Source organism: Paenibacillus sp. ALE2, from assembly GCF_054113385.1.
On the sequence record NZ_CM134213.1, the window covers coordinates 4,453,388 to 4,470,720 of the forward strand.

General features: G+C 40.4%; 1 protein-coding gene. It reads right to left on the reverse strand.

The features are described from left to right. Complete coding sequence (locus ACXHJ1_RS19510; protein WP_457905071.1) at positions 1 to 17,319, reverse strand: non-ribosomal peptide synthase/polyketide synthase; 17,319 nt, start codon at positions 17,317 to 17,319, stop codon at positions 1 to 3. Positions 17,320 to 17,333: the final 14 nt, after the last annotated feature.

The window sequence follows — 17,333 nt, forward strand, 5'->3', positions numbered from 1 at the left end:
TTATTCGAAGTTATTCAATACGTCTTCAAACTCATCCATATTCAGATCGTCTACTGTAAAATCACTGAGTGTAGCTTCTGAATAGTCCATTTCTGCACAATGGGTTATTATGTTTACTAAATGCTTTTTAAAACTCACCGCTACCCCTTCAATAGTACTCTTCTCATACTCTCCCTGGTTGTAGCTAAAGTTTAATTCCAGCTTCCCGCCTTCTACAGTTCCGCCGTTAATATCAATACAATACTCACTTTTATAGTTTGGTCCTGTAGACTCTCCGGCAGGAATATCAGACACTCCAAATAAATTGTCTACATTATCCTGGTTGAATTGACCGAGGTAATTGAAGCTTATTTCAGGGTTTAGATTAAAGTTTAAATCGGCTTTGTTTTCCGGCAAGGTAAGATATTTTAGTATGCCGTAACCTATCCCTTTGTTAGGTATCTGCCTGATGTTTTCTTTTACCGATTTGATCATGCGGGAAATATCGAGTTGTCCGCTGACATCTAACACCACGGGATACTGGGTGGTGAACCATCCCACGGTCCTGCTTATGTCAATGTCTTTAATGATTTCCTCCCTGCCGTGCCCCTCCAGACTGATCAGAACCTTATCATTTCCGGTCCATTCCCTCACTGCTAATCCCAAGGCGGTAAGCAATATGTCGTTTACTTCTGTGTTATAAGCATGGTTTACCCGCTTTAGCATCTTCTCAGTCTCTTCAATACTCAGCTCGATCTTGACGCTATTGTTATTCATATACCTTCTTTCTTCAATCTCTCGGTCTTTTGGAAGCGGTATTGTTTCAGTTTTTTCCAAATTGGTCCAGTAATTTATTTCTTTTAATAGTTCAGGGCTATTGGCATACTCATCAAGCCTCTGTGCCCAATCTTTGAAAGAGTCGGTCTTGTTGCTGAATTTTATTTCATCATTGTTTAGCGCCTGTCTGTATCCTATGTCCAAATCTTCCAGTATGATTCTCCACGATACCCCATCAACTACAAGGTGGTGAATAGCTATTAGCAGGTGGTCCCCTTCTTTAGTCTTAAACAGACCAACCTTAACTAAAGGACCGTTATACAAGTCCATGCTCCTCTGAATCCTCGACGCTTCCAGCTCTATTTTTTCCCGGTAATTATAGCTGTCCCTAAGGTCTACAATTTCCAATGAAAAATGTTCACCTTCAAGGTTTTTGTTGTATTGGAGTATATTTTGATCCTCTATTTTTACCACTGTTCTAAAAATATCGTGGTGCTCTACAAGCTTTGACAATACTTTTCGAATAATAGCTTCTTCAAATCCGTTACGCCCATATATCATTATTTCCTGATTAAAATGATGAATATCCTTGCTGTCTTGTTTATACAACCATCTTTGTATAGGTGTTATCGGTACTATGCCTTCTACCGGGCCTTGATGAATTCTTCGGCTTGTAGATTGTATATATTCGACGAGTTCCTCAATTACAGGATGTTTGAATAAGTCCCGCATTTCAAGCTTTAGCCCATGGACGTTAAGACGCGACATTACCTGTATGGCTTTTATTGAGTCTCCTCCAAGGCTGAAGAAATTATCTTTTACCCCGATGTTTTCAGTTTTTAGTACGTCTTCCCATACTTTGGCCAGTATTTCTTCTCTTTCGTTTCTAGGAACTACATGCTCTACTCCGGTATTAATATTCCCCTGTGGTTCAGGCAATGCTTTCCGATCAATTTTACCGTTGGCATTAAATGGCATCTGTTCCAGCTTCATGAAATACGCTGGTACCATGTAGTCAGGTAGTTCGTTTAAGAGATGCTCCCTTAGCTCGGAAATGGTCAATTCATTTTCCCCTACAATATATGCACACAGGTACTTCTTCCCTTGCTGCTCTTCCTTTGCAATAACCACTGCTTCCTTAATAGCAGTGTGCTTCACCAGATGTGCTTCAATTTCTCCAAGCTCTATTCTAAAGCCTCTTATCTTTACCTGGTGGTCGATCCTGCCCATGAATTCGATGTTCCCATCAGGAAGCCGCCTTACTAAGTCCCCTGTGCGGTACACTTTTTCGCCGGGAATAAACGGGTTAGGTACAAATTTTTCTGCTGTCAGTTCAGGTCTATTCAAATAGCCCCTTGCAAGACCGCTTCCACCTATCACAAGTTCACCGGCCACTCCTACAGGAGTTAATTGGTTGTGCTTGTCCAGTATATAAAGGTATACATTCTGTAAAGCTTTCCCTATAGGTACTGTTATAAGTTCTTCTGCTATTTTCTTTGTTATACTGTAACCCGCTGCATATATCGTGGACTCTGTAGGCCCATAGATATTTTCCAGAGATGTGTTCTCTGAGACATCGAAAAGCTCATGGACAAGCTTTTTGGGCAGCGCTTCTCCAGCAGCAAAAATATACCTGAGAGTTGATGGCAGTTTTATACCATTATCTTTTAAAGTCTGTACCATTATATTCAGCATTGATGGTACAAAGTTTACATGGGTTATCTTATGCTTGTTTATTACCTCTACTAACTCCATAGCTTCCTTTTCCACACCTTGGCGTGATATTACAAGCTTTCCTCCGTTGAGGAACCAGCCAAATATCTCAGCTACGGATACGTCAAAGGTATAAGTTGTTTTAAATAGAAAAGAGTCTTCCGCTTTAAGCGGATACATGGCCTGGAGGGCTGTAATTATGTTTACAACGCTAGTATGCTCAATCATTCCACCTTTGGGCTTCCCTGTCGAACCTGATGTATAAATGACGTACGCAAGGTCCGAGGGTTTGTTTACATTTTCAAGCTTTGAGTTCTCTTCATTTAAATATTCTTCCTCCAGATATATAATATCCGCATCAATCTGCTTATTTTCCATAAAGGTCCTGGAGGTCAAAAGGATCTGGGAACCACTATCGTCCAACAAATACTTTATCCTTGTATCAGGATAATTAGGATCTATCGGCAGATACGCCCCTCCAGCTTTCAATATGGCAAATATCCCCACAATCATCTCAAATGAACGTTCGGCCATAATTCCTACAATACGGTCAGGCTTTACCCCTTTGTTCCTCAATACTCTGGCCAAATGATTTGCCTTTCCGTTCAATTCCCTGTAAGTCAAGTGCTTGTCTTCATATACCACAGCTATGTTGTCAGGTGTCCTTTCCACCTGCTCAGCAAACAGCTCATGTATGGTTTTGTCCTGCGGATAGTCTTTCTTAGTATCATTAAAGTCTATCAGCAACTGCTTTCTTTCTTCATGACTTAATATAATAAGCTTGTCAACTGACCCTTTGGGGTTATGGATAAACATATTTAAAATATTAATAAAATAGTCTATACACTCTTCTGCCTGTTTTCTTTCCAATACTTTGTCCGAGTAGATCAAGCTTATATTAAGATCATCGAATGTATTACTTACTGTAAAGTCAAGACTTGTATTGGTTGCTTCATATTCATCAACTGAAATTCTATCTTTAACATCAGCGATTTCTTTGTTTATTATCTCGTTATATACATGAAAATCCACATAATTGAATATGGTATCAAATAAAGGATTTTCCTCTTTGTTTTCTTTTCCGCCCAGGATATTTATGATCTCAAATAAAGGCAGTCTTCCATAAAGCTTTAAGTTTATTAATTTCTTTTCTGCAACTTTTATCAATTCCTCCCATATATCGATTTTATCAAAACACATTTTTACGGGAACCGTATTTAAGAAGCACCCCAGCATCTTATCTCCATCTTCGCATACAGGTCTGTTATTTTCTACCAAACCTACGACAAAGTCATCCTCGTATGAAAGCATATTGAGCATATAAGTGTATGCAGCAAAGCAAAGTGTCTTTAAGCTTACATCATATCTTCTGGCAGTACTTCTTAAATCACCTAAAAATTCCTGACTTAAATGGCGTGTTACATGGTCTACTTTATAAGATTTTTTTGTTTTTCCATGAATATTTGCAGGCATATTCAACCTTTTATATTCACTTAATTCCTCTCTCCAATAATTAATTACTTCCTGGTTGTCCTTAATTGTCATTTGGTCTGCTATATAATCTTTATAGCTGCATTTAAGCCGTGTTGGTATATAATCTTTTTCTTGCTTAAGCTTAGAGTATAGGTTTGAAACTTCCGTAATCAATGAAGCAACACTCCAGCCATCCAGGATAGCATGGTGGAATATCAGAACCAGACAAATATGGTTTGCGTCAAGTTTGAATATTCTTATCCTCCAAAGGGGCTTTGATATATCAAACGGCTTCGCTCTGTCATTTTCCAAATATTTGTTTATATACTCAACCTGCCCTGTCCTGCTAAAATTCATGATATCTATCTGCTCAATATCAAGACTACTGCCCTTGTAAACAATTTGCACAGGAGTTTCAAAATCCTCTAAATTAAAAACCGTCCTTAAAATATCATGTTTTGACGTCATTAGAAGCATCGCTTCTTTAAATGCTGGGAAATCAAAGTCTTTGTCATTCAGATGAAATGCAAATTGGTCATGATAAACTGCATTTTCATAGTCTTTTTTGGAATGATAAATCATACCCAGCTCTATGTGACTCATCGGATATATATCTTCCATGTCCGAAGGTAACTTTTCTGAGAGAGTTTCATTCATCAATATTCGCTGTTTAAATAACTCCAGTTCTTCCCTTGCTTTACCCATCTTACTGTTAAAAGCTTCCGTATCTTTTACTTTTAAGAATGCAGACAATCTCTCAATATCAGGATTCATGTATATATCCCTGATTTGGATGTTTATATCCAACTTTTTGCATATTGTGCTGACTAATGATATTGCACGTATAGAATCTCCGCCTATTTTAAAGAAGTTGTCCCTTATTCCTACCTGTTTTGCTCCAAGCACTTCCTGCCATATTTCAACCAGTTTCTCTTCCACTTCATTCCGCGGCGCTACATATTCTGTTCCCGTACTCATACTTCCGTCAGGCTCGGGCAATGCTTTCCTGTCTATTTTTCCATTAGGGGTCAATGGCAGCTTTTCCATCTGCATAAAGTAAGAAGGGATCATGTAGTCCGGGAGCTCTTTTGACAAGTGTTCCCTCATCCCCTGTACGGTTATTTCTTGATCCGGTACGACGTACGCACAAAGATACTTATTTCCGTCAGCTCCTTCTTTGTCCAATACCACTGCTTCTTTTATTGTTTCATGCTTTAATAACCGGTTCTCTATTTCACCCAGTTCTATCCTGTAGCCTCTTATCTTTACCTGATGGTCGATCCTGCCCAGATATTCTAGGTTGCCGTCAGGCAGCCACCTTGCCAGGTCACCTGTCCTGTACATCCTTTCACCCGGTGCGAATGGGTTTGCTGCGAATTTTTCTTCTGTAAGTTCCGGTCTGTTCAAGTACCCTCTTGCCAGTCCATCCCCTGCTATACATAGTTCTCCCGCTACTCCTATCGGCTGCAGGCCCTTTTCCTTACTCACAACATATAACTTAATGTTATCTATGGGCTTTCCTATTGGTACAAGCTCCAATTCTTCTTCCGTGGAGCAGCCAAAGTAGGATACATCTACTGTTGCTTCTGTTGGTCCGTACAGGTTATGCAGGCTTGTTCCTTTTTCTTTGTACAGCAGCTTGTTGAACTTTTCTACTTGCTTCAGGTTCAGTGCTTCTCCACTGGCAAATACCTGCTTTAAGCTTGCTATTTCCTCTATTATCCCCTTTTCCTCTACATACTCTAAAAATACACTCAACATGGATGGTACAAAGTGCATTGTGGTAACTTTATTTTTTTCGATTGCCTTCACGATTTCTTCCGGATTTTTTTCTCCTCCCGGTATCAGCAGGCAGACTTTGGCCCCCGTAAAGCTCCACCACAATAATTCCCATACCGATACGTCAAAGGTATAGGGAGTTTTCTGCAGGATCACATCACCTTCAGCTATCGGGTATTGCTTCTGCATCCAGTTGATCCGGTTGATTACGGAGTAGTTCTCTATCATTACCCCTTTGGGTTTGCCGGTAGAACCGGATGTATATATTACATAAGCCAAGTTTTCAGGTTTACTAATTAACTTTGGATTTGATACATCCCCAGTAAATAGTTCCTGATTTTCTATGCTAATAAATTCAGCATTTCTGTAACTACCTTTAGCATTTATAAATTTATCCTGTATCAGAATAATTTGGCTGCCACTGTCATCAAGCATAAACTGGATCCTGTCTTCAGGGTATTCAGGAGCTATGGGTAAATAAGCCCCCCCAGCTTTTAGGACAGCCATGATCCCTATGATCATTTCCGGGGAACGTTCTACCATAATTCCCACTACACTATCAGGTTTTATTCCCTTTTCTCTTAATTTTCTGGCCAGTTGGTTTGCCTTTTCGTTTAGCTCCCTATAAGTCAGCTGTTTATCTTCAAACACTACAGCAATATTATTGGGTGTCCGTTCCACCTGTTCCTCAAAAATCTGATGGATGGTCTTTTCCCGAGGGTATCCTGCTTTTGTATTATTAAATTCATATAATATTTGATCTTTTTCGTCTTGTGACAGCATATCAATTTCTAATAGCCTTTTTTCAGGAAAGGCTGCTGCCTCTTCCAATACATTAAGGTAATGGGCAATAAGCCTTATAACTGACTCTTTCTTAAACAACCTGGTAGCATACTCCAATTCAAATGCAATACCGTCCTCTGTTTCCTCAGCGTTTAAAGTCAAGTCAAACTTGGATATTCTTACTTCACTGTCATAGGGCATAAACCTTAGCCCATCCATCTTCACTTCTGATGCCTCGATATTTTGCAGTACAAACATAGTATCGAAAAGTGGATTTCTGCCCAGATCCCTTTCCAGGTTAAGCTTATCTACCAGTTCTTCAAATTGGTAATCTTGGTTTTCGTAAGCCCTTAAGGAGTTTTCTCTTACTTCATTAAGGAAGTCCACAAAAGTCTTTCCACCTTGAGGGTGATTCCTCATGGCTAGCGTGTTTACAAACATACCAATAACGTCCTGAAGATCAGTATGCGGCCTTCCTGCAACGGGACTTCCAACTATAATATCTTCCTGTCCGGTGTACTTGGATAAAAGGACATTGTATGAAGCTAAAAGTACCATGTAGAGCGTGGCACCATTATTCACTGCAAGTTTGTTCAGTTTAACAGCAAGCTCCTTGCCTGCTTTGAAACTGATCACATCTCCCTCAAAGCTCTGTATAGCTGGCCTAGGGTAGTCTAGCGGCATATTAAGCAAAGGAATTTCTCCTTTGAATACTTGGAGCCAGTATTCTTCCTGCTTACTAATTGTCCCATCAGCAAACAGCCTGTTCTGCCATACGGAAAAATCCTTGTACTGAATCTTAAGTTCCGGAAGTTCCTTACCTTCATACAGGCTCATAAATTCTCTTACCAGTATGTCGTCAGACACCCCGTCAGATATAATATGGTGCTTATCAAACATCATAATATATCTGTCTTCTCCAACTTTTATAAGCCCAACCCTAAGTAAAGGAGCCTCATCAAGGTCAAAGGTCCTAATAAATTCACTGGCTATTTTCGCAGCTCTCTCCTCATCGGTTTCCATATACATAACACTAAAATCCACATTGCTATGGACCTTTTGTACCGGTTTACCATCTATCATATGGAATGAGGTACGGAAAGACTCATGTCTGTCAACAAGCTCCCTAAAAGCCTGTTCAAAGCGCAGTTTATCGAGTTTGCCTTCAATTAGCATAATACCAGGCATGTTGTATGCCATCCCAACTGCGTCAAGCTGGTTTAGAATATACAGCCTTTTCTGGGCGGATGAAATTGGATAGTACTCCATCTCCCCAGCCGGCCCAATAGAATGAAATACACTCTCCTTTGCAATCTTGATGCACTCGGCAACTTCAGACATATTTGGGCTCTTAAATATTTCTTTAAGCGGTATGTTTACATTGAACTCTTTGTGAATCCTGGCAATAAGATTTGCTGCCCTTAAGGAATGTCCCCCCAGCTCAAAGAAATTGTCGTTTCTTCCCACTTTCTCTATACTAAGGATATCCTGCCACAACCCCGCAAGTTTCTCCTCCACTTCACCCAAGGGTGCGACATACTCTATTCCAGCATCGATATTGCCGTCAGGTTTGGGCAATGCCTTCCTATCTATTTTGCCATTGGGAGTCAGCGGCAGCTTTTTTAACTGTATAAAATAGGATGGTATCATATAGTCTGGAAGGTCCTTTAAGAGATGTCCCCTTAGTTCTGCTATTGTTAATTCATTTTCCCCTGCCACATAGGCACACAGATACTTGTTTCCCTTCTGATCTTCCCTTGCAATAACCACTGCTTCCTTTATTGAAACGTGCTTTAGCAGTTGTGCTTCTATTTCCCCCAGCTCTATTCTAAATCCCCTTATCTTTACCTGATGATCTACTCTTCCTAAAAATTCCATATTCCCATCAGACAGCCATCTGGCCAGATCCCCTGTACGATACATCCTTTCCCCTGGTATAAACGGGTTAGGTACAAATTTTTCAGCTGTCAGTTCGGGCCGGTTTAGATATCCCCTTGCAAGCCCTTCTCCCCCTATGCACAACTCACCCAAAACCCCTGTAGGCTGAGGTCTCAAGTGTTTGTCAACAACGTAGTATTTTATATTTTGCATTGGCTTTCCGATAGGTACACTCCCGGATTCCAAATAGCTTCCCAGTCTCTTTTCGTAATAACTGGAATCTATGGTGGACTCAGTAACCCCATAGCTATTAACAACCCGCAGTTTCTCTCCATACCAGGATTGTAATCTTTCATAATCTTCCACAGAGAGAGTATCTGATCCAAGTATAAGCAACTTGAGGCTATCAATAATCAAAGCATTATCATGGATATAATCCATAAGAGGAATAATCAGTGCCGGTGTGGATTCAAAGATGGTTATTTTATGGGTTTTAATAAGTGAATATAATCGTGCAGGATCGTATCTCTCCTCGGATGAACAAATAACCATTTGGCCTCCGTTGAGCAGCGTTCTCGAAACATCTCCCACAAATACATCAAAAGAAAAACTTGCGATTTGCAACAGCTTTACATCCATATCCGCAAGCCTATATTCCTTTTTCCATGCGTAAGATATGTTGACAAGACTTCTATGCTCTATCATGATCCCCTTTGGCTTTCCTGTGGTTCCTGATGTATAAATGACATATGCTAAATTACAAGATTTATTAATGACAGGAAGATTTTCTGTTCTCCCGTTGTAATTCACACAGTCATCAAAGCTTATAATATCAAGATCAAATTTAATTTTTTCTTTATGATGTTCTTGCGTAAGAATAATTCCAGCCAAGCTGTCATCGATCATATATCTGATTCGTTCTTCAGGATGTTCGGTGTCTATGGGTAAATACGCGCCTCCTGCTTTAAATACAGCAATTACACCTATTATCATTTCTATGGACCGGTCTACCATTATAGCTACTACACTGTCAGGTTTTAATCCCTTGTCCCTTAAGATCCAAGCCAGTTGATTGGCCTTTTCATTAAGTTCTCCGTAAGTCAAGTATTTATCTTCAAGTACTACTGCTATGTTATCAGGCGTCTTTTCCACTTGTTCTTCAAATAGCTCTTGTATGGTCTTATCCTTAGGGTATTCTACTTTTGTATCATTGAAGCCATAGATTATTTGCTGTTTTTCCTCCTGGGGCAACATATTTATTTCCGACAACCTTTTAAACGGATTTGCGGTTATCTCTTCCAACACGTTAAGGTAATGAGCCGCCAACCTTTTTATAGTCTCTTTTTTGAAAAGCCGAGTACAATATTCAAAGCTAAAAGCCATACCATCTTCACGCTCTATTGCATCAATGGATAGGTCAAATTTTGATATTCTATACTCTAGCCCGTTATTAAAAGGTCTGAAGCTTATACCAGGTACTGCAAATTCTACCTTAGAGGCATTTTGCATGGTAAACATAGTATCAAACAGTGGGTTTCTGCTCATGTCCCTCTTCAAGTTAAGCTTCTCAACCAGTTCTTCAAATTGGTAATCCTGATTGTCATAAGCCCTTAGAGCGTTTTCTCTTACTTCATTCAAGAATTCTACAAAGGTACTATCTCCCTTGGGGTAATTTCTCATAGCCAAGGTATTTACAAACATACCAAGGATATCCTGCAGGTCTGAATGTGGCCTTCCGGCTATAGGGCTTCCAACGATTATGTCTTCCTGTCCGGTGTGCTTAGACAGCAATATGTTGTATGCCGCGAGCAGTGTCATGTAAAGCGTAGCCCCATTATCCCTTGCAAGCTTGTTTAATTTATTCGTAAGCTCACTGCCTGCTTCAAAGCTAAAAAAATCCCCTTCAAAGCTTTGTATTACAGGCCTTGGATAGTCTAGCGGCATATTCAGTACAGGTATTTCTCCCTGGAATGCTTGGAGCCAGTATTCCTCCTGGCTGCTAATTCCGCCCTCATCAAACAGTTTATTCTGCCATACAGCGTAGTCCTTGTACTGTATCCGAAGTGCTGGAGGGTTGTTTCCTTCATAAAGATCCATAAACTCACGAATCAGTATGTCCATGGAGACACCATCGGATATAATGTGATGCATATCAAACATCATAAGATGCCTGTCTTCTCCCGTTTTTACAAGCTCTACCCTTAGCAGAGGAGCCTTGCCAAGATCAAAAGGTCTGGCAAATTCCCCAGCATACTCTGCGGCTTTTTCTTCGTTAGTTTCAAAGTACATCACGCTGAATTCCACATGGTCATGAACCTTCTGGACCGGGTTACCATCGATCATGTGGAACGATGTTCTAAGAGTCTCATGCCTTTTTACCAACTGCCTGAAGACTTCCTGGAAACGCGCTGTATCAATGCTTCCTTCCAGCAGCATAATACCAGGCATGTTGTATGCTGTCCCTGCCCCTTCAAGCTGGTTTAGTATATACAGCCTTCTTTGTGCAGATGACATAGGGTAGTATTCCATTTCTCCTGCCGGTTGGATTGACTGATATAGGCTCTCCTTTGAGTCTTTAATATATCTGGCAATTTCTAAGATGGTTGGTGTCTTGAATATTTCCTTAAGAGGTATGTCTATATTGAACTCTTTGTGAATTCTTGCTACAAGGCTTGTTGCCTTTAACGAGTGTCCCCCAAGCATAAAAAAGTTATCATTTCTTCCTACCTTCTCTATTCCAAGGATATCCCGCCACAACAGCGCAAGTTTCTCCTCTATTTCTCCCGAAGGTACTACGTATTCTACGCCGGTATTAACATTGCTATCGAGCACAGGCAATGCTTTCCTGTCTATTTTTCCATTAGGGGTCAATGGCAGCTTTTCCATCCGCACAAAGTAGGAAGGGATCATGTAGTCCGGGAGCTCTTTTGACAAGTGTTCCCTCATCCCCTGTACGGTTATTTCTTGATCCGGTACGACGTATCCACAAAGATACTTATTTCCGTCAGCTCCTTCTTTGTCCAATACCACCGCTTCTTTTATTGCTTCATGCTTTAATAACCGGTTCTCTATTTCACCCAGTTCTATCCTGTAGCCTCTTATCTTTACCTGATGGTCGATCCTGCCCAGATATTCTAGGTTGCCGTCAGGCAGCCACCTTGCCAGGTCACCTGTCCTGTACATCCTTTCACCCGGTGCGAATGGGTTTGCTGCGAATTTTTCTTCTGTAAGTTCCGGTCTGTTCAAGTACCCTCTTGCCAGTCCATCCCCTGCTATACATAGTTCTCCCGCTACTCCTATCGGCTGCAGGCCCTTTTCCTTACTCACAACATATAACTTAATGTTATCTATGGGCTTTCCTATTGGTACAAGCTCCAATTCTTCTTCCGTAGAGCAGCCAAAGTAGGATACATCTACTGTTGCTTCTGTTGGTCCGTACAGGTTATGCAGGCTTGTTCCTTTTTCTTTGTACAGCAGCTTGTTGAACTTTTCTACTTGCTTCAGGTTCAGTGCTTCTCCACTGGCAAATACCTGCTTTAAGCTTGCTATTTCCTCTATTATCCCCTTTTCCTCTACATACTCTAAAAATACACTCAACATGGATGGTACAAAGTGCATTGTGGTAACTTTATTTTTTTCGATTGCCTTCACGATTTCTTCCGGATTTTTTTCTCCTCCCGGTATCAGCAGGCAGACTTTGGCCCCCGTAAAGCTCCACCACAATAATTCCCATACCGATACGTCAAAGGTATAGGGAGTTTTCTGCAGGATCACATCACCTTCAGCTATCGGGTATTGCTTCTGCATCCAGTTGATCCGGTTGATTACGGAGTAGTTCTCTATCATTACCCCTTTGGGTTTGCCGGTAGAACCGGATGTATATATTACATAAGCCAAGTTTTCAGGTTTACTAATTAACTTTGGATTTGATACATCCCCAGTAAATAGTTCCTGATTTTCTATGCTAATAAATTCAGCATTTCTGTAACTACCTTTAGCATTTATAAATTTATCCTGTATCAGAATAATTTGGCTGCCACTGTCATCAAGCATAAACTGGATCCTGTCTTCAGGGTATTCAGGAGCTATGGGTAAATAAGCCCCCCCAGCTTTTAGGACAGCCATGATCCCTATGATCATTTCCGGGGAACGTTCTACCATAATTCCCACTACACTATCAGGTTTTATTCCCTTTTCTCTTAATTTTCTGGCCAGTTGGTTTGCCTTTTCGTTTACTTCCTTATAAGTCAGCTGTTTATCTTCAAACACTACAGCAATATTATTGGGTGTCTTTTCTACCTGCTCTTCAAACAGTTGATGTATAGTCTTATCCTTAGGATACCGGACCTTTGTATCGTTAAAGTCATATAGTATTTTCTGCTTTTCTTCCTGTGAAAGCATATCAATTTCTGACAACCTTTTTCCAGGATAAACCGTTATCTCTTCCAGAACATTAAGGTAATGGGCTGCAAACCTTTCTACAGTCTCTTTCTTGAACAGCCTTGTGGCATATTCCAAATCAAATGCAATACCTTCCTGGGTTTCCCGAGCATTTAATGTCAAGTCAAATTTGGATATTCTAAATTCATTTGTATAGGGTATAAACTTAAGCCTATCTATCTTCAATTCTGATGAGCCGGTATTTTGCAATACAAACATAGTATCAAAAAGAGGATTCCTGCTCATATCCCTCTTTACATTAAGCTTTTCCACCAGTTCTTCAAACTGGTAGTCCTGATTTTCATAAGCCCTTATAGAGTTTTCCCTTACTTCCTTTAGAAACTCAGCAAAGGTCTTTTCTCCCTGGGGATAGTTCCTCATGGCTAAAGTATTTACAAACATACCTATTATGTCTTGTAAATCTGTATGAGGTCTTCCAGCTATAGGGCTTCCCACTATAATATCTTCCTGCCCCGTATACTTAGACAGCAGTATGTTGTATGAAGCAAGCAATGTCATGTAAAGAGTAGCCCCATTATCCCTTGCAAGCTTAATAAGTTTTCCCGTAAGCTCACTGCCTGCTTCAAAACGGATAAAACCTCCGTCAAAGCTTTGAACCGCAGGCCTTTGGTAATCTACTGGCATATTCAGCACAGGAATTTCTCCATTAAATTCCTGGAGCCAGTATTCCTCCTGCTTCTTTATTTTGTCCCCAGCAAATAGTTCCTTCTGCCAAACAGAATAGTCCTTGTACTGTATACGGAGGGAAGAAGGGTTATTTCCTCCATACATATCCATGAACTCATGTACCAGTATATCCATGGACGTACCGTCAGATATGATATGGTGCATGTCAAACATCATGACATGCTTGTCTTTTCCCGTTTTCACAAGGCCTACTCTTAGCAGCGGAGCAATTCCAAGATCAAACGGCTTTATAAATTCTTTTACGATTTCCCTCACTTTTTCTTCGTCAGATTCTAGATACACTACACTAAAACCCACAGGATCATTGATCTTCTGGACGGGTTCACCCTCTATGAAATGGAAAGATGTTCGAAGGGTCTCATGCCTATTTATAAGCTGTTGGAAGGTCTTCTGAAAAAGCTCCAGATCAATACTGCCTTCAACCAGCAAGCTGCCTGGCATATTGTATGCTGTCCCTGCTCCTTCAAACTGATTTAATATATACAGCCTTCTTTGGGCTGATGACATAGGATAGTATTCCATCTCTTTAGCAGTTTGGATGGATTGATATATACTCTCCTTTGCTTCCTTCATATACCTTGCTATTTCCGCTATAATTGGAGCCTTAAATATTTCCTTAAGAGGCATGTCTATATTGAACTCTTTGTGAATTCTCGCTACAAGGCTTGTAGCCTTTAAAGAGTGTCCACCTAACATAAAGAAGTTGTCATTTCTTCCTATCTTCTTAATTCCAAGGATGTCTTGCCAAATCAGTGCAAGCTTCTCTTCAAATTCGCCTATAGGCGCTTCATACTCTATTCCCGTATTTATATTACCTTCGGGTTCAGGCAATGCCTTCCTGTCTATCTTGCCATTAGCTGTCAATGGCATTTTTTCAAGCTGCACAAAGTATGATGGTACCATGTATTCGGGCAGTTCTTTTAAGAGATGCTCCCTTAGTTCTGATATTGTCAGCTCATTTTCTCCCGCTATATATGCACACAGGTATTTACTGCCCTGATGGTCTTCCTTTGCAATCACCAAAGATTCCTCAATTGAAGGATGCTTTAGCAGTTGTGCTTCTATTTCACCAAGCTCTATCCTAAAGCCTCTTATCTTTACCTGGTGGTCTATTCTACCCAGGTATTCCATTTCTCCATCAGATAATAACCGGACCAGGTCTCCAGATCTATATAACCTCTCTTCCGGCTTGTACGGATTTTGAACGAACTTTTCCTTTGTAAGCTCCGGTCTTCCAAGATATCCTCTGCAAACTCCGTCTCCTCCTACACAAAGCTCTCCGGCTACTCCAATGGGAACAACTTTCATGTTCTTATCCATTACATATGTTGTAAGGGTTGGTATAGGCCTTCCTATGCTGCTCACATTAGATCTAATTTCTTCCTCTTCTATCTCTTTATATGTGACATGCACTGTTGTCTCGGTTATTCCATACATATTGATGAGTCTAGTCTGCGGGTACTTCTTTCTCCATTCCTTCAACAATGCAGGCTTTAATGCTTCCCCTCCGAATATGACATATCTTATCTTAAGTTCTTTTTCTTCATATGATACTTCTTCATTGGCTATATTATAGAAGGCTGAAGGTGTCTGATTTAATACGGTCACCTTCTCATTCCTTAGAAGTCTCAGATACTCTACATTGCTGCGTGCTGTCATTTTAGGAACTACCACCAATCTGCCCCCATATAACAAGGCCCCGTACATCTCCCATACGGAAAAATCGAAACTCATAGAATGAAACATAGTCCATACATCATTTTCGTTAAAATCAAACTGCATTTTACTGTTAAATAACAGCCTTACTATGTTTCTATGCTCTATCATTGCCCCTTTGGGTTTACCTGTAGAGCCTGAGGTATATATTAAGTAAGCTAGATCGGAAGGTTTATTTACCTCCGATAAGTTATATTGTTCATCTGAATATTCCTGCTCATCTTCTAAATTTATTACTGTACCTATTGATGTATATTTGTCTATAAAATGTGATTGGGTCAACAGGATCACTGCCCGGCTGTCTTCCAGCATATGACTTATTCTTTCCTCAGGATAATCTGGATCTATGGGAAGATATGCCCCTCCTGCTTTTAATACCCCTAGGATTGCTACTATCATCTCAAGTGAGCGTTCTGCCAGAATACCTACGATACTGTCCGGTTTGACTCCTTTAGCCCTTAATACATGGGCCAACCCATTTGATTTTTTATTGAGTTCACTAAATGTAAGCTTTTTACCCTCAAATACCACAGCTACATGATCAGGGTTCTTCTCTGCCTGCTCTTCAAAAAGCTGATGGATAGTCTTGTTTTTAGGATACTGTGCCTCTGTAGCGTTAAAGGTATATAGGATTTGCTGTTTTTCTTCCTGTAACAGTACATCAATTTCCCACAACCTTTTTTCAGGGCATGCCGTTATCTCTTCAAGAACGGTAATGTAATGGGTTCCAAACCTTTTTATTGTCTCCTTCTTAAACAGCCTGGTACAATATTCAAGGTTAAATGTTATACCTTCTTGACCCTCTACCACTTCAAGCATAAGGTCAAATTTTGCCTTTCTGCCTTCCAGCCAGTTGTTGTATTGTTTGAAGTTTATACCCGATGCTGCAAATTCTGTCTTGTTTGAAGTGCGCAGTGCAAACATAGTGTCAAAAAGAGGATTCCTGCTCATGTCCCTCATGAGATTAAGTTTTTCTACAAGTTCTTCAAACTGGTAGTTCTGATTTTCAAAAGCCAAAAACGCATTTTCCCTTACTTCCTGCAAGAATTGGACGAAGGTCTTTTCTCCCTCAGGATAGTTCCTTATGGCCAAGGTATTTATAAACATACCAATGATACCCTGCAGGTCAGCATGGGGCCTTCCGGCTACAGGACTTCCAACTATGATGTCTTCCTGTCCAGTGTATCTGGACAGGAGTACGTTATATGCAGCCATCAGTACCATGTATAAGGTAGCTCCATTATCTGTTGCAAGCTTATTTAGTTTGACTGAAAGTTCAGGGTTTATTTCAAAGCTTACAGCATCTCCTTCAAAACTTTGTACCGCCGGTCTTGGATAGTCAGTAGGCATATCCAGTACCGGTATATCACCCTTAAATGTCTGGAGCCAGTATTCTTCCTGCTTCTTTATTGAGTCTCCGGCAAACATCTCCTTCTGCCATACAGAAAAATCCTTGTACTGTATCCGTAGTGGCAAAAGGGTCTTCCCTTGGTACAAATCCAAAAACTCACTCATAAGTATATTGACTGATATACCATCTGATACTATGTGGTGCATGTCAAACATCATAACACGCCTGTCTTCGTTCGTTTTTACAAGTCCTACTCTCAGTAATGGAACTTGGCTAAGATCAAAGGGCGTTATGAATTCTTTGACTATTTCTGCTGCTTTTTCTTCATCCAGTTCCAGGTACGTAATACTGAAATCCACGTAATCATGAACCTTTTGTACTGGTTCACCCTCAACCATATGAAATGATGTGCGCAGAGCCTCATGTCTTTTTACTAGCTCCTTGAATGCCTGTTCGAAGCGTACTGCATCAATGTTTCCTTCCAGCAGTACGACGCCTGGCATGTTATATGCAGTACCTGCTCCTTCAAGCTCGTTTAGTATATACAGCCTTTTCTGGGCAGATGACATAGGGTAAAATTCCTGCTCTCTGGCAGAAGGTATTCCAGAAAAGGCATTTGGCGTATATTTTGAAACATCTTTTCCTTTTTCTTTTAGCATCGTCTCAAATAGCTTTCTTTTTTCTGGAGAAAGAGATTCTATTCTTTTCATCAAATTATCCATAACTTCGTCCCTCT

Excerpts from the sequence above, each read along its gene's own strand:
- ACXHJ1_RS19510 (WP_457905071.1), bottom strand. The coding sequence starts at position 17,319 with ATGGATAATTTGATGAAAAGAATAGAATCTCTTTCTCCAGAAAAAAGA.